Genomic DNA, 15,440 nt, shown 5'->3' with positions numbered 1-15,440 from the left:
TCATACCCCCTTCGGCTTACTTCCAAGTGACCTGCATCTTACTCATTTGTAAGGCTGAAAAAGTTCAATGTGAAGGTAGTTCCAACATTGAGTGTGCTGGTTACAGAAATAGTTCCCCCATGTGCCTCCACAATAGATTTAGCCAGCGGTAAGCCCAATCCTATCCCATGCACATCTGACGAAAAGCGGCTGCGGTAAAAGCGTTTGAAAATGTTGTATAAGTCCTCTTGGTGGATACCTTTGCCATCGTCTGTAATGACGATCTGAGTCAACAGGGGTGATTGTGTCCATTGCACCGAAATGTGACCGCCCGGTTGTGTGTGTTCCAAAGCATTTTTGACGATATTTCCAATCGCCTCCGACATCCATAGTGCATCGCAATTAAGAGAAATATCATCCTTACCCGAAAGGGTGATCTCTTTGTGATCCTGTTCTGCCCATGTTTCAAATCGTTCCAAAACATCTTGCATGAGAGCGGAAACATTTTCTTCTGCTTTTTCCATCTGTATAATTCCCGCATCCAGGCGCGCCAGTTTGAGCAGTGTATAAATAACGTTCTCCATTCGCTTAATCTCTCGTTGAGATTTTTCCGAAAAGTTCGCCACCGTTTCGGCTTCTCCTTTATGACTGCTTATGATTTCATGGTACATTTTCAAAGCAGATAGCGGCGTTTTAATCTGATGTGATACATCCGAAATGATGTCCTGTAAGAACTCCTTTGTCTGCTTCTGGCTCTCTGCATGGGCGGAGAGAATAGTCGCCATTTCATTGACATCATGGAAAAGGCTATACCAATCACCGGTTTGGGAACATTCAATTCTGGACATAGAATTGCCATCCAAAAATTCTCGAATCTTACTTCCCGCATCATCAATAGCTCTATGCTGGCGTCGCAGATAAAACAGCAGAACCAGATATACCATACCGAACAGAAACAACAGCAGCAAGAATAGATACAGCATCGTCTGATTTCGATATTCCCGAACAGTTGGCAATAGCTGCATAGATGTTGCTTCACTGTATCCAATAGAGGCCAGCGCTTCTTTGCCTCGTTCTATATCGCTTTCGTTGGGGTGAGCAGTAAAAGCTGAAATCTGCAATTTATCCTCATGGTTCAGCTGGTAGCCGGAAACACCATAGTCATGGAGCAACATCTCATGTTGGAAGTCCTTTGCAAGTAAAAACGAAAGTCCTGCGGCAAGTAGAAATGAAATAAGGCAGATGACGGTGATTGCCAACAGTAGATTCTTTGTTTCTTTCCCTAATTTGCCCATACCTTGTCCTCACTCAACGACCCATTTATAGCCGATACCTCGTTCCGTCAGCAAGTATTTAGGCTGATTGGGTGTGTCCTCAATTTTGTTTCTCAGCCGCCGGATATACACAGACAAGGTATTGTCATCCACAAAGTTTCCGTTGCCATCCCACATCCTATCCAGGATCATTTCTCGCGGCATAAGGTGGTTAGGATTTTGCATGAACAAACATAGTAATTTGTATTCCACCAGCGGGAGGTCAAGCGGTTCATCATTTTTCCAAACGAGCCGTTCCGCCGTATCTACACGAATACCATTGGCTTCCAAAAAGGTATCTGCTTTGGAAAACTGCAAGGAACGGCGCAGGATTGCCTTAATTCTGGATAGAAGTTCATTCAGCTTGAACGGTTTTGTGATATAATCGTCGGCACCCATATCAAGTCCTCGGACAATGCTGATTTCCTGATCCGAAGCTGTCAAAAATATAATGGGAACGGTTGAGCTGTTCCGTACCGCTTTGCAAACATCGAAGCCTGTGCCATCTGGGAGCGTAACATCCAGCAAAAGTAAATCATAGGTGTTCTTTCGGAATAGGGCCAAAGCCTCCTTTACAGTTTTGGCATTGTCCACCATATATCCACTTGCTTCCAAAGTATATTGCAATCCATCAATCAGGCTCAAATCATCTTCAACATAAAGTATCTTTTGCATTTTTTTGCTCCTTTCCTTGCTTCGTTCTCATATCCACAGGCTTTTCCGCGTCTTTCGGAATCAGCCAAATTGTAGCCACCTTCACAGCACCGGGAATACGGCCACCGGCGCAATAATAGTTTATCTGCCGAATTGAAACTCCCCATTTTTCACTTGCTTCTTTTAGGGTCATATAGTCCATCTCTGCACCTCCTGCAATACATTCCATTATATTTCTATTGCTCGAAGAATACAAGCCTGCAACCATGTTGCAAAAAAGAAAAATCGGTATAATCGTACCGAAAAAACCGGAATGATAAGGTTATTCCTCAAATCAAACCGGAACGATACAATATTATTGAGGTGAACGATTATGCCGATTGATGATTTAACTGCTTTAGGGCAAAAAATGCGGGAAGCCAGAAAGAAAAAAGACCTGACACAACAGGAGCTTGCGGATCTGAGCCATGTTTCTGTAAAGCAAATCGCCAATATCGAAAAGGGGAAAATGAATCCTTCTTATTTGATTTTGAGAGCATTGGCAAAGGTCCTGCACATCTCTTTAGATACGCTTATAAATCCAGATATTTCTCTGGAAGATGAAGGTGTCAATCAGATGAAAATGCTTTATTCCAGCTGTCCGCCAGAAATGCGTGACACCCTGTTGCATCACACCCAAGAAACGGTGAAAGAACTGACAGAGTTGTCCGAGATATTTGAAATGAATTGAGCCAGTGAGTGAAATTTAACGATTCTCTCACTGGTTCTTTTCAATTTCGGAGAAAAGAGGCAAGCAATGCCTGTGTTAATACACACAGGCCCGCAGAGGAGAAAATCCCTTTGTGATTTTCCTCTCTGCTTGCTTGTTGAGGGCAGCGCCCCCAAGCCCCTTTGAACACAGAATTTCATTCTGTGGCTGCGCGTTCTGCGAACGCTTTTGACCAGGACCAGCTTACCGCTGGCCGTGGTCTTTTTCTTTTTCAACATCCTGTTCTACCTCCATTTTCAGCACCCGATCTACATTGGCCTTTGCCGTTAAAAGCTCCCGCATTTCCTCACGGGAATGCCGATACTCGGCATAGGTCTTTTTCTTTTCTTCCAGCAATTTCGCGTACTCTGTCTGCAACTCTTTGACCTTGGGCAGCTTCTTGACGCCCATCTCATCAAAGGCATTCTTAGCAGCCTGATGGAGCAGAATTTCTTCCTCATGTTCCTCCCGGAATTTCTTAGAGTATCCCGCCTTACGATATGCCACATAGACCTCACGGGTCTTGGCATAATTTACGATGTGAGTACGCAGAACAGCAATCTCCGCCATGCGCTTTTCAGCCGCTTTGATCTGCGCCGAAAGATCATTGTGATGTGCCGTGGCAGCCGTAGCCTTTTCTTCCAAAACCGTATACTCCAGCAGATTGTTCTCTGACAGGTAATTCATGGTTTGCGCCATTTGTTTCAGATTAAAAACTTTAGCCCATCGAGCATAGCCAGCACCTTTTCCAGCCTGCAATTTTGCCTGAATGTCCACCAGCAGATTGACCTTCGGCGGCTCTGCCTGTGTGACTGTTTTCTTTCGCGGGGTATGTGCTTTCTTTCCTAAGAGAACTGCCCGCAAATCTTCCAATCCATATCCTTCGCCCAGGCTGTCCATACGGGCGGCTTTCTCCCAACCGGGGAGCTTCAAGCGATATGATTTCCCTCGTTTTGATACCTCACAGCCGGATTCTTGCAGTAGCTTCAGAAGTTCCTCAAAATCAGCAGGGCTTTGTGATAATGCGTTGTCAATCGCCACACGAAGCAGCTCTCGGTGAGAGGGCTTTGCCTGATTGCCCAACCATTTGTTATAGCTTTTTCCGTGAGGTTTCGGATTCTCCACAATGGACAGTCCGTTTTCGATGCAGATGGTGTCACTTAACTGTCGGACTGCCTTGGTGCTGCCCCAAAAGTTTCGGAATTTCCGGTCATATTCTAAGCTGACCGATGACCAGATAATGTGATTATGAATGTGCGACTTGTCTATGTGAGTGCAGACCACAAAGGCATGATTGCCTTTAGTAAAACGCTTTGCAAATTCTACGCCCAGCCGGTTTGCTTCTTCCGGGGTAATCTCACCGGGGCGGAAGGACTGACGCACATGATAGGCAATCACATCATCTGTACCACGCACTCGTCCGGTAGCGGCAATGTACTGCCGCTTTGCCAGAAGGAACTCCGCATCCGCAGTCCGGCTGTCACACGCATAGCCGGTAATGAGCCTGCCGTTATCTGTTTTCTTTGGATTGGCCACATAGTCGATGATGTCACTGATTGCCCGACTCTCTGTGCGGCCTTTGCCGACATGAAGCGGCATGATTCTTGTAGTTGCCATAATAGAAGGTCCTCCTCTCATAAATATTTTTGTTTTCGCTGAACTCTTTGCTTCTATCGTTGCAATAACTTTCTCCGCTGGGTATAATAAAAAAGAATATTCTACAACCTCAAAGGAGGGATTTCTATGATAGAACAGCTCATTGCTGAAGCAACCGAATGTGATTTCAAAGTTGCTCTCGAAACAAAAAAGCCAAAAAGCTGGTTAAAAAGTGTCAGTGCCTTTTCCAATGGAATCGGCGGCACTCTGTTTTTCGGAGTCTCCGATGACCGGGAGCCTATCGGCTTGTCCGATGTTCAAAAGGATGCTGAAGCGATCAGCCGCTTAATCAAAGAACGTATCACACCATTACCTCAGTTTATCTTAAAACCATTACAGGAAGATGGTAAAAATCTATTAGCTCTGGAGGTTTCTCCCGGCCGCAGCACCCCATATTATTACAAGGCAGACGGAGTGATGGAAGCATATATCCGTGTTGGAAATGAAAGCGTAATTGCCCCGGATTACATTGTAAATGAACTGATCTTAAAGGGAACCAATCAGTCCTTTGACACCTTAACAACAGAAGCTGTGAAAAAGGATTACAGCTTCACACTCCTGGAGGCAACCTATCTGGAACGAACCGGCCTCCGCTTTGAGCCATCCGATTATGTTTCCTTCGGTTTGGCTGACAAAAATGGGGTCTTGACCAATGCCGGAAAGCTCATGACCGATCAGCACACAGTTTATAACTCCCGTATGTTCTGTACCCGGTGGAATGGCTTGGAAAAAGGCTCTATCTTTGATGATGCACTGGACGATAAAGAATACGAAGGAAATCTGATTTATCTACTGAAAAGCGGCAGTGAATTTATTCGCAATAATTCCAAAGTCCGTTTTGTCAAAGAGGCACAGTATCGTGTAGACAAGCCAGATTATGCTGAACGAGCTGTGACAGAGGCTCTTGTTAATGCGCTTATCCATCGTGATTATATTGTACTTGGCAGCGAAATCCATATTGATATGTTTGATGATCGGGTGGAAATCACATCTCCGGGCGGTATGTTTGGCGGCGGCTCAATTCAGGAATACGATATTTACAGTATCCGTTCGATGCGACGAAACCCTGTGATTGCTGACCTGTTCCACCGCATGAAGTACATGGAACGCCGTGGAAGTGGCCTACGCAAAATCGTCAGTGAAACCGAAAAGCTGCCTGGATACACAGAGGCATATAAGCCCGAATTTTCCTCAACAGCGACAGATTTCAGAGTCATCTTGAAAAATGTAAACTACAACTTAGAGGGTGACGCCCACCAAGTTATCCACCAAGTTACCCACCAAGTTATTGAACTATCAACGGTATCCAAACAGATTTTGGCTTTTTGCACAACACCAAAATCCAAGAAAGAGCTTGCAGTATTTTGCGGCTTCAAAGATTTAAGAAACTTCACCTTGAAGCATATCAATCCGCTTTTAGAATCCGGGCAATTAGAAATGACTATTCCCGATAAACCTAAAAGTCGCAATCAAAAATATATTACAGTTCGTTCCGAATAAACAGAGAAGCAGGGCATTGGGTCTCATCTCCCATTGTCCTGCTTCTTTTTCATTCCAAATTATATTCACATCATTTACCCATACACCCAATCCTGGATCGCAAATTTCAAACTCTGCACCTTTCCCAGCAGCCAGATCGCAGCCAGCGGCAGCCCCATCGGGCTAATCAAAAATGCCATAATCAGCAAAATTGCACCATTCTGCGGGGAATAGGTAATAAGCACAGCCACGCCAAGTAGAGCAATTACCGTGCTGAGCAGACCAAGCACCAGACCAGATATGTAGATCAGCCCCATGCAGAGCCAGACAAAAAGCGTCAACACCAAAATGACCGGTGCAGTTACAATCATCAGCAAGCATTTCAAAATCTTCATTCCAGTTCCTCCCTCCAACGCTCCAGATACCGTTTGCACAGGGCATCCGCTTCTCTCTCATCATCTTCCGTCAACTCCCGTCTGCCTTTGGTCAGTTCAATCTCCACATAAGTCCGGTAATCATCAGCTAAGAGATTGAACAGTTCCTTGGGAGTATGGCACACCTCGCCAGAGCAATAGTGAAAATCTTGGTCAAATTCAACTCTTACACATCCATGGCGGCTGATATAAACTTCTATGGTCTCGTCTGCGGTTAGGTAATCCGCAAAAATCTCCAGCACCTTTTCAAAGGTCAGCATCTGTTTTCACTCCTTTGCTACGCTTCTTATTCTACTCATATTATCCGGTACGGGCAGACAAAAGACAAGGATACAGACAAAAAGAAAAAGCGGAGGGAAGTGCGGCGAAGAAACGCCGTTCCTCCCTCCGCAAATGGAGTATCTATCCCTGTTATGAAAGTTTGGAGAGTTGGGTAAGGATTTCCTTCACACCCTCCCACAGTTGTTCCTGCCGCTGGGATATATCCTCCAAGTCAGCATTATAAACCCGCCCGGTCTCATGCACTTTGCGGGTCAGCTGGTTCAAGTTGTTGCTGCTTCGGCGCATCAGGGAGACCAACTCCTTCAGCTCTGGCAGTTCCAGCTTGACCACATAACCATCCAGCGCCATTTTCCGCAGATAAGCGCTCAAATTCTCTGTCCCGTATTGCTGCATCTTTTGATGGATCAGTTCCAGTTCTTCTGCGGACACCCAAAACAAAACCGGCACATCCCGCTTGCGCTTTGCCATGGTTATCGCTCCGGCTCCCGTTTTTTCGGGGCGGCAGACTTATGGGCGGGCAGCTCCTGTTTGAGCTTATCCCGTACTGAGGGACGGGACGGTTCCAGTTTTTTTCTCTGGGTACGGCTGCGCTGCTGTTCTTCACGCACCAGATCAATAAAACCATCCAGCACAGCAGGGTGGCTGTTTAAGGCATAACCACAACGGACGGTTTCGGGATTATTGTTGGGAATGGTCTTGGCCCATTCTTTGTTGCGTCGGGAGTAACGCCCATCCCAGTCCTGAAGCTGGACCGTGTTAGACAGAACCATGGACACACGCTCCATGCCATAGGTCTCGATCACACCCTTTGCCGCATCGTGGCTGAGATACATTCCGTCGAAGTGCTCCCGCACCGCCGCTTCAATAGACTCCTTGCATTGGCGATTTACATTGTTGGAAGCTCGGTACTGCTCCAGCTCCCCATGTTCTCTCGCATAGGCAGCTGAATGGGGATAGATCGGTGTTGTTCGCAGTTCCTCTTTAGCTCTGCACACATCGTCGGCACGGTTCTCAATGCTGTCCCGGATCACATCCATGTGACCGGTCTCCAGCTTTTCAAAGTAGCGGTACACATCCGCCAGCGGCGAAGAAGATTCCAAAAGTGCCTGGGCCTGGGCGTCGGTCAGCTCCGGCTCCTCCATTGCCATCACGATGTCCTCGCGGATGGTGTACTCATAGGCATGGTTTAAGACTTCTTCCGGGGGCTGGCTTTTCAGCCAGTCCCGGAACTTGTCCTGTTCGGCAGCCATCTTTTCATAAAGAGCTGTATTCAGATCGTTAGTATTCATGTTATCGCACCTCCTCATGCTGTTTTGGTTTCTTGTCTGTACTGCGGGGTTGCACCGGGCGTTTTAGGTTATCCAGCACCGAAGGCCGTGTGCTTTTGGCAACAACAGACTCGGTGTGTGCCTGCCCCTTTCCGTCGATGTTGAGCAGGGTATCCAACTCCACCAGACGGGCGTTTTTGCTTGTCAGTTCTTCTTCATAAAGGAATGGCTTTCCGACTTCCTCTTTTGCGGCAGCCTGCTGCTGATAGAGGTTATCCAGCTGTGCCTTTGCCGCCTCCAGACGCTGGGGCATCTGAGTGAGAGCATTGTCGATACGGGTAAGATTTCCGCGAGGGTCTGTACCAAGGGTTGCCCTGTGGGTCATCTGTCCTTTCAGCAGGAGCGTATATTCCTGTTTCCAAGCGGAAAATTCCACGGACATGGCATAACCCCGGTAGCTGCCGATCTGCACCGGATCGGAGGTTTTGACCTCCTTGCAGGCATCCAAAAGGGCTGCACCGGCGTTCTCCTTATCGGTCAGCAGGTCTCCACGAATCTCCATACCGGCAAAGCCGTCCTCCGGGTGCGGGTGTGCTGCCAAAACCTCCAGGTCAGATTCAAAGCCCTTGATAAAGCCTTTGTGCTTTTCAATCTCCTCCGGGAAGTATTTGAGCAGCTGGTCCTCCAGACGATATTGCTTGCTCTGGTGGTCGGCTTTCATCAGCTTCAGGCGGGATACCTCCACATCCAAATCCATACGCTCCTTGATGCGGGGATCTCCAGCACACAGAGCCTTGATCTCGGCAAAACTGAGGGCTGTTTCATCCACATCATCGCAGGAACGCACCGGCGATTTAGAAGTCATGATCTGGCTGATGAATTTCTGCTTATTCTCCACCGTCTGCCAGAGGTATGCATCAAAGGTTCCTTCTGTCACATAGCGGTACACATGGACAAGAGGATTCTGGTTACCCTGGCGCTCGATACGGCCCTTGCGCTGGGCAAGGTCTCCCGGTCTCCACGGACAGTCCAGGTCATGAAGTGCCACCAGACGATCCTGCACATTGGTGCCTGCGCCCATCTTGGCGGTGCTGCCCAAAAGGACACGCACCTGACCGGTACGGACTTTAGAGAACAACTCCTTTTTCCGCACTTCGGTGTTGGCTTCATGGATAAAAGCAATCTGGTCGGCAGGCATCCCCTGAGCAATGAGTTTCTGACGAATATCGTCATATACCGTAAAGGCCGATTCCTGCTCCGGCAGAGGCACGGCGCCTTCCAGTGCGTGAAGCAGTGGATTATCCAGCGTTTTCGCCGCCTTGCTTGCAGGAGCTTTTGTCTGCGGTGTAGAAATGTCGCAGAACACCAGCTGGGTCAACTTGTCAGCTTTGCCATCCCGCCAGATCTGCATGATGTTGTCCACGCACTGATTGACCTTTGTGCCAGGTTCATCCGGCAGCATCTGGTTGACGATCCTCTGGTCCAGCCCCAGCTTGCGGCCATCCGAGGTAATCTTGAGCATATTGTCCTGGGATGGGTCAACGGTTCCGCTGTGTACCAGCGATGCGCGCTCCGAAAGGGTCTTGACCATTTCCTGCTGATGTTCGGTAGGCTGCGCCACGATGTTGTGGTATTCCACCTCCGGGGTGGGCAGGTTCAGTTGGTCGGCGGTCTTGATGTCCGCCACTTCTTTGAACAGGTTCATCAGCTCCGGCAGATTAAAGAACTTGGAAAACCTTGTTCTTGCCCGGTAGCCGGTGCCTTCCGGTGCCAGCTCCAATGCTGTGACGGTCTCTCCAAATCGGGAAGCCCAGCAGTCGAAGTGGGTCATGTTCAGTTCTTGCAGGCGTTCATACTGAAGATAACGCTGCATGGTGTAAAGTTCGGTCATGGAGTTGCTGACCGGGGTACCGGTGGCAAAAATCACGCCACGGTTTCCGGTGATCTCATCCATATAGCGGCACTTGGCAAACATATCGGAGGATTTCTGTGCATCCGATGTGGAAAGACCAGCCACATTCCGCATTTTTGTATATAGAAACAGGTTTTTATAGTTATGGGCCTCGTCCACAAACAAACGGTCCACACCCAGCTGCTCAAAAGTCACCACATCGTCTTTTCGTCCCTCGGCTTGCAGCTTTTCCAGTCTGGCTTCCAGAGACTTTCTGGTACGCTCCAGCTGCTTGACGGTAAAACGCTCGCCGCCGCTGGCCTGTACCTCTGCAATCCCCTCGGTGATCTCGTCGATCTGCTCATAGAGAAGCCGTTCCTGACGCTCCCGGCTGATGGGGATACGCTCAAACTGGCTGTGTCCCATGATAATGGCATCATAATCACCCGTCGCAATACGAGCGCAGAACTTCTTTCGGTTATGGGTCTCAAAGTCCTTTTTTGTGGTGACTAAGATATTGGCGGAAGGATAGAGACGCAGAAACTCCGACGCCCACTGCTCGGTCAGATGGTTTGGAACCACAAAGAGAGATTTCTGGCACAGTCCCAGGCGTTTGGCTTCCATCGAAGCAGCTACCATCTCAAAAGTTTTGCCTGCGCCTACTTCATGTGCCAACAGGGTATTTCCTCCATACAGCACATGGGCGATGGCGCTTTTCTGGTGTTCCCGCAGGGTAATGGCCGGGTTCATGCCCCCAAAAGTGATATGGCTGCCATCATACTCGCGGGGACGGGTAGCGTTCATTTCTTCGTTGTACTGGCGCACCAAAGTCTGGCGGCGCTCCGGGTCTCTCCAGATCCAGTCCCTAAAGGCTTCCCGGATAGCTTGCTGTTTTTGGGCAGCCAGGGTGGTCTCCTTGGCGTTCAGCACGCGGCGCTCTTTTCCGTCTGCGTCCTCTATGGTGTCATAGATACGGACATCTCGCAGGTTCAGGCTGTCCTCCAAAATCTTGTAGGCATTGGCACGGCTGGTTCCGTAGGTGGTGTAGGCTGCCACATCGTTGTAGGATACGGAAGATTTCCCCTTGATCTGCCATTCAGCGGTAAAGGACGAATAGTTGACCTCGATACTGCGCTGGAGATAAAACGGGGTGTTGAAGGTCTCGTACATAAACTGCTGGATGTACTCTTTGTCGATCCAGGTAGCGCCCAGACGCACCTCGATCTCCGACGCATCCAGGTCTTTGGGCTGGGCGGCGGTAAGAGCTTCCACATTGACTGCATAAACCGGGTCCTGCTGTGCCGCCCGCTGCGCCTGACGCAGTTTGCGGCGTACATTGCCAGAGAGGTATTCATCGGCGGTCACATAATGGGGCGATCCGTCCTGCTCCAGCTGTCCCGGTACACGGAAGATCACGCCTTGCAGTTCTCCGGCCAGTTCTTCTTTTGTTTTTCCGGTAAGCTGGCTCATATAGCACATATCCACGCAGGCTTTTTCCGAGATAGACACCGCCAGTGCTTCACTTGCCGTATCCACCACAGCCACCGCCTGATGGGGCTTGATGGTCCGTTTGGTGAACATATCCGCCTTGCGCTCCAGTTTACCGTCCTCGTCGATGACTTCCAGCGCACAGAGCAGGTAATAGGAAGAATCGTCTGCATAGGCCAGACGGTTTGCACGGTCATTGATGAGACCGTATTTGGCAGAAAAGCTGTCATAGAGGCTGTTCAGTTCCGCCTGCTTCTCCCGAATGGTGCTGTCCGGAACCGCTGCATCCATCTGAAGGTCGATCAGTTCCTGCACACAATCACGCAGTCCCACAAGACCTTTCACGCGGGCTTCGGCGGTGGCGTTGAGGTCAGGGCGCACCATACGGCTGTTTTCCCGGTAGTACACCTGCCCGTCTACAATGGCATAGGAATAGTTCTTCACATTGGGGTCGGCAGGAATGGAGGTGTCAATGGCTTCGCCTTCGCCCAGCTCCGGCAGCTCGGCCTCCTGGTAGGTGCCGCGAATGTACTTCACGGCATCGTGCAGCTGATCGGCCAGTTCCAGCCCCTCAATGGGGTTCACGGTGTAGTCCATACCATGTGCAGTGCTTACCGGCTCCTGTCTGCCTAGCACCATTTCCGGGTGGTCGATAAAATACCGGTTGATGGCAAACCCGTCCTCCGTCTGTCCGGTCTGGGTCCATTCCGGCACGATGTCCAGCGGGCGATCCCGCTTTTGGAGAAAGATGATGTCGGATACCACCTCGGCACCGGCATTCTTTTTGAACGCGTCATTAGGCAGACGGATGACTCCCAGCAGCTCGGCACGTTGAGCAAGATACCGGCGCACGGTGGAATCCTTGGCGTCCATCGTATAGCGGCTGGTGACAAAGGCCACCACGCCGCCGGGACGCACCTGGTCGAGTGCTTTGGCAAAAAAGTAGTTGTGGATGCTGAAATTCAGCTTGTCATAGGCTTTATCTCGAACCTGATACTGGCCAAAAGGCACATTACCAATGGCAAGGTCATAGAAATCTCGCCTGTCGGTGGTCTCAAACCCGGCCACGGTGATGTCGGCCTTGGGGTAGAGCTGCTTTGCAATCCGTCCACTGATGGAATCCAGCTCAACGCCATACAGACGGCTGTTTCGCATTTCTTCCGGCAGCATACCGAAGAAATTGCCCACACCGCAGGACGGCTCCAGGATGTTGCCGGTCTCAAAACCCATGCGGCCCACGGTCTCATAGATGGCCCGGATTACCGTGGGACTGGTGTAGTGCGCGTTGAGGGTGGAACCTCTGGCGGCGGCATATTCCTCCGGGGTCAGCAGTTCTTTTAGCTGGGCATACTCTAAAGCCCATGCCGGTTTCTCCGGGTCAAACGCATCAGAGAGACCGCCCCAGCCCACATATCGAGAAAGAACCTCCTGCTGTTCGGGGCTTGCCTGCTGTCCGGCAGCTTCCAGCTCTTTCAGCAAACGAATCGCATTGACATTTGCCTGGAACTTGGCTTTCGGACCGCCCTCACCCAAATGCTCATCTGTAATGCGGAAGTTTTTTGCATTGCGGCGCAGGTCAGCCTTGTATTCCTCATAAGATGCTTCCTCGGCAGCTTTGGCATTGGGAAAGGTCTGCCACTGGCCATTGACCTGAATGGAAACCGGGTGTTCGTCCAGCACTTCCTCAAAGGTTTTCTCCGGCTCAGTCACAGGGGCTGGCGGCTCCGGCTCCTCGATATGCAGTCGTTCCACCACCACATCATAAGGCAGATTGTTCTTATCGCCCGGATAGACGGCCATGGTCTCGGAATGGAAGGTCGGGGATTCGGTAGCCGGTTGGGGCTGTTCCTGTCCAAAACCGTCCTGCTGACGGGCATACATCCCGCGCAGCAAAGGCGCAACCTCATCCCAGCGGAAATACAGCATAGCCAGACGCTTTTCCTCTGCATCCATGACTTCCAGTTCTATGCCCTGTGCCGTGGTACGGTAATCGACAATATCGCCGGTCTCCAGATTCAGTGTCTCAATCTCACCGGAATAGGCTCTGCTCAGCCAGTAGGCGATCTCGCTGTTGCTCCTGCCGGATTGCAGCAGCGTGGAAATCTGCTTTTTATCCGCTTCATCCATCAGTCCATGAGCCAATACATCCCGCAAGTCTTGTTCTGCCTTGTCCGGGTCAATAGGAAGAAACTCGGTATAGTAAGCATTGCGGCGGTCTGCCCGAAGCAGCTGCTCGAACTGTTCTTTGCGCTCTGCCCGGTAGATGGGATATACCATCCCGGTGGGCAGAAGCTGTACGGTGTCCTCCCGCAGCTCGGTGATTTGATAGGCGTCATCCTCGATATACACGGTATCGCCCACGGCATAGACCGGGGCGGCTGGGTCATAGGAGGTTCTTTGCGGAATTGGGCGGCGAACTGCGTCATATTCCTCATCGGAAATGGAAACTTCGGAAGTCTGCTCTGTCTCGGCATCTGCGATCTGCTCTGCATCTGACCTCACCTGTTGGATAAACGGATCATTGTCCAGTTTTTCCGGGTCTGCCACCTGGCCGTTGACAATCCCTCTTTCCTCCAGAGCTTCCCGGATGGCGATTGGGTCGATGTTGTCAAAACGATCCTGTTCTTCTTCGGTATAAAACCGTTCCTCCTGAATGAGCTGGGCAAGCCTGCGCTGTACCTTCGGCCAGGGCAGCTGCGTTTCCTCCGGGCTGCCGGCACGGACAACGAACAGGCTGTTGCTGTTACTGCCGCCGTATTCCTGAGCCAGCCATGCGGCGGTATCTTTTTCTCTTGCATGGTCTTTCATATAGCGGACAACAGCGTGTTTACTCTCGATATTGCCGTTCCATGCACAAAGGACAGTATCAATATCTTCCTGAGAAAGAGGGCGCAGAAGCTCATGGAGCTTTGGATAGGTCTCGTCGATCACTTCCCGGTGCAGACGCTGACGGAACTCCGGCACATCCGAATAGAGTCGGATCAGCTCCATATCCTTAGAACCAAGAACAGCACGGCGCACAGCGGCATTGCCCTCGATGACAGCATTTTCACGGTCAGAATGCCCGCAGGCATTGCGGTATGCGGCATCCTCGGAAATAGCGGCAGTCACCACAGGCTTATACTGCTCAAACTGCTCCCGAAGGATAGGCTTTGGCGTTTCTTTCTCCACCTCCGGCTGCTGTGTTTGAATGGCATCTTCTTCGGCCAGTTCCTTTTCAGACTGGATTTTGTCATACTGCGCCTGTTCCTGTTCGGTAAGATAGCGGTCTTTCTGGACAAGTGAGGTAATGCGCTTGGCAACCTTTTCCCAGTTCAAGTGAACATCCGGGCAGTCCTGCTTTTTATAGTGCAGTCCTTTCCCATCGTGATCTTCGCCGCTGTGTGTTGCACCGGACAAGGCATGAGAGCGTCCGCCAATGCCATACTCGTCTTTGAGGAATCTCACTTTCTCCTTATCCGTATGGTTTGCCATGAAAAACGCATAGATACGGCCTTTTCCACCGGCGAAACTGCTTCCGCCGGTCATGGCGGCGTCGATCTCATCCTCGGTAATAAAGTGCTGGACGGTTGGCACTTGGGAAAGCTCTGAAGAAAAGGTCCTGCGGGGCAGGTCAAGGTCCTTCAGGTTCCCCCAGATCTCCCTCGGTCTATGATAGTGAAAACGCAACAGGTCACGGTCCTGCTGATAGGCAGTCCAGAAGGCAGCGTATTCTTCCTTGAGGGTCTGGCGGAAAGCCGGTTCACTCAGCTGCTCCATCAGGTGACGGGTCTCCTCCGGGAAACCATTGCCTTTGATCTCTGACAGGCAGGACAAATATCCGGCTTCTCTGGCATCCTCACTGAGATCGTGATACAGATACCAGAGCTTTTCTGCAAGGAGGGATCGTTCATAGCCTGCCACTTCTGCAAGCTCCACATTGGAGGCAAACTGGCCGCTCTCCAAAAGCTCCCCGATACGCTCTGCGGCACTCTCCCAGGAAATGACCTGGGCAGACCTGTCATAACGGACAGACTTCCCATGGGAAAGATGGATACCATCCTCGGCATACCATGCGCTCACACTGCCAAGGCCGTTACCGCCGTGGTACAGCGTTTTCAGTATCCCGGCAATCTCAGCGGTGGTTTTCTGCTTTTCAAAGGCTGCAACCACACGCTCCCTTTGACGGTCTGTATTGCCGCCCAAACGCAGCACATGGTCGATGTCATTTTGGGCAAAAGAAAAAGCAGAGGATGTATGCGCTACATT

11 protein-coding genes are annotated in these 15,440 nt (G+C 50.4%); 2 read left to right on the top strand and 9 right to left on the bottom strand.

The genetic code is table 11. The annotated features are described in order from the left end of the window. Positions 1-38: 38 nt before the first annotated feature. From DWW96_RS08105 to DWW96_RS08095, 3 genes are read right to left on the bottom strand one after another with little or no spacing between them, the layout of a single operon-like run. The gene (locus DWW96_RS08105; RefSeq protein WP_117500088.1) at positions 39-1,274 is read right to left on the bottom strand and encodes a HAMP domain-containing sensor histidine kinase; all 1,236 of its coding nucleotides are present in this window, start codon (positions 1,272-1,274) and stop codon (positions 39-41) included. A 9-nt stretch (positions 1,275-1,283) separates the two neighbouring features. Then, positions 1,284-1,967, bottom strand: coding sequence for a response regulator transcription factor (locus DWW96_RS08100; protein WP_117500087.1), 684 nt, complete (start codon positions 1,965-1,967; stop codon positions 1,284-1,286). Further along, on the bottom strand, positions 1,945-2,148 hold the full coding sequence (locus tag DWW96_RS08095) for a helix-turn-helix domain-containing protein (protein WP_055066046.1): 204 nt from the start codon (positions 2,146-2,148) through the stop codon (positions 1,945-1,947). Before DWW96_RS08095 ends, DWW96_RS08100 begins: the two co-directional genes overlap by 23 nt. Before the next feature lie 171 nt (positions 2,149-2,319). On the opposite strand from DWW96_RS08095, the gene DWW96_RS08090 reads away from it, so the two are divergent. Continuing rightward, positions 2,320-2,676, top strand: coding sequence for a helix-turn-helix transcriptional regulator (locus DWW96_RS08090; protein ID WP_117500085.1), 357 nt, complete (start codon positions 2,320-2,322; stop codon positions 2,674-2,676). Between the two features lie 222 nt (positions 2,677-2,898). On the opposite strand, the gene DWW96_RS08080 is transcribed toward DWW96_RS08090, so the two are convergent. Next, positions 2,899-4,311 carry a relaxase/mobilization nuclease domain-containing protein gene (locus tag DWW96_RS08080; RefSeq protein WP_117910068.1) on the bottom strand — a complete coding sequence of 471 codons (1,413 nt, stop codon included), beginning with the start codon at positions 4,309-4,311 and terminating at the stop codon, positions 2,899-2,901. A gap of 126 nt (positions 4,312-4,437) precedes the next feature. On the opposite strand from DWW96_RS08080, the gene DWW96_RS08075 reads away from it, so the two are divergent. Beyond that, a complete protein-coding gene (locus DWW96_RS08075; protein ID WP_005335801.1) occupies positions 4,438-5,850 on the top strand; it encodes an ATP-binding protein in 1,413 nt (470 codons plus the stop codon). A gap of 74 nt (positions 5,851-5,924) precedes the next feature. Here the strand turns inward: DWW96_RS08075 and DWW96_RS08070 are convergent, their stop codons facing one another. The 5 genes from DWW96_RS08070 to DWW96_RS08045 form a co-directional block, all read right to left on the bottom strand. After that, positions 5,925-6,224, bottom strand: a complete 300-nt coding sequence (locus tag DWW96_RS08070; RefSeq protein ID WP_007886655.1) for a CD1845 family protein — start codon at positions 6,222-6,224, stop codon at positions 5,925-5,927. Then, a complete protein-coding gene (locus DWW96_RS08065) occupies positions 6,221-6,523 on the bottom strand; it encodes a hypothetical protein (protein ID WP_007886654.1) in 303 nt (100 codons plus the stop codon). Before DWW96_RS08065 ends, DWW96_RS08070 begins: the two co-directional genes overlap by 4 nt. 151 nt (positions 6,524-6,674) lie before the next feature. Beyond that, positions 6,675-7,013 (bottom strand): plasmid mobilization relaxosome protein MobC, encoded by a 339-nt coding sequence (gene mobC, locus DWW96_RS08055; protein ID WP_003526263.1) that lies wholly within the window; start codon positions 7,011-7,013, stop codon positions 6,675-6,677. Between the two features lie 2 nt (positions 7,014-7,015). Beyond that, positions 7,016-7,834, bottom strand: a complete 819-nt coding sequence (locus DWW96_RS08050) for a DUF3849 domain-containing protein (protein WP_117910066.1) — start codon at positions 7,832-7,834, stop codon at positions 7,016-7,018. 1 nt (position 7,835) lies between these two features. Next, positions 7,836-15,377: an SNF2-related protein gene (locus DWW96_RS08045; RefSeq protein WP_243003052.1), complete on the bottom strand. Its 7,542-nt coding sequence runs from the start codon at positions 15,375-15,377 to the stop codon at positions 7,836-7,838. Between the last annotated feature and the right edge of the window lie 63 nt (positions 15,378-15,440).

Source organism: Eubacterium sp. AF17-7, assembly GCF_003461285.1.
GTDB lineage: Bacteria > Bacillota > Clostridia > Lachnospirales > Lachnospiraceae > Eubacterium_U > Eubacterium_U album.
The sequence above is the reverse complement of the archived record's forward strand: the minus strand, read 5'-3'. Positions and strand labels throughout refer to the sequence as shown.

Excerpts from the sequence above, each read along its gene's own strand:
- mobC (WP_003526263.1), bottom strand. The coding sequence starts at position 7,013 with ATGGCAAAGCGCAAGCGGGATGTGCCGGTTTTGTTTTGGGTGTCCGCA.
- DWW96_RS08075 (WP_005335801.1), top strand. The coding sequence starts at position 4,438 with ATGATAGAACAGCTCATTGCTGAAGCAACCGAATGTGATTTCAAAGTT.
- DWW96_RS08070 (WP_007886655.1), bottom strand. The coding sequence starts at position 6,224 with ATGAAGATTTTGAAATGCTTGCTGATGATTGTAACTGCACCGGTCATT.
- DWW96_RS08090 (WP_117500085.1), top strand. The coding sequence starts at position 2,320 with ATGCCGATTGATGATTTAACTGCTTTAGGGCAAAAAATGCGGGAAGCC.
- DWW96_RS08095 (WP_055066046.1), bottom strand. The coding sequence starts at position 2,148 with ATGGACTATATGACCCTAAAAGAAGCAAGTGAAAAATGGGGAGTTTCA.
- DWW96_RS08080 (WP_117910068.1), bottom strand. The coding sequence starts at position 4,311 with ATGGCAACTACAAGAATCATGCCGCTTCATGTCGGCAAAGGCCGCACA.
- DWW96_RS08065 (WP_007886654.1), bottom strand. The coding sequence starts at position 6,523 with ATGCTGACCTTTGAAAAGGTGCTGGAGATTTTTGCGGATTACCTAACC.
- DWW96_RS08100 (WP_117500087.1), bottom strand. The coding sequence starts at position 1,967 with ATGCAAAAGATACTTTATGTTGAAGATGATTTGAGCCTGATTGATGGA.
- DWW96_RS08105 (WP_117500088.1), bottom strand. The coding sequence starts at position 1,274 with ATGGGCAAATTAGGGAAAGAAACAAAGAATCTACTGTTGGCAATCACC.
- DWW96_RS08050 (WP_117910066.1), bottom strand. The coding sequence starts at position 7,834 with ATGAATACTAACGATCTGAATACAGCTCTTTATGAAAAGATGGCTGCC.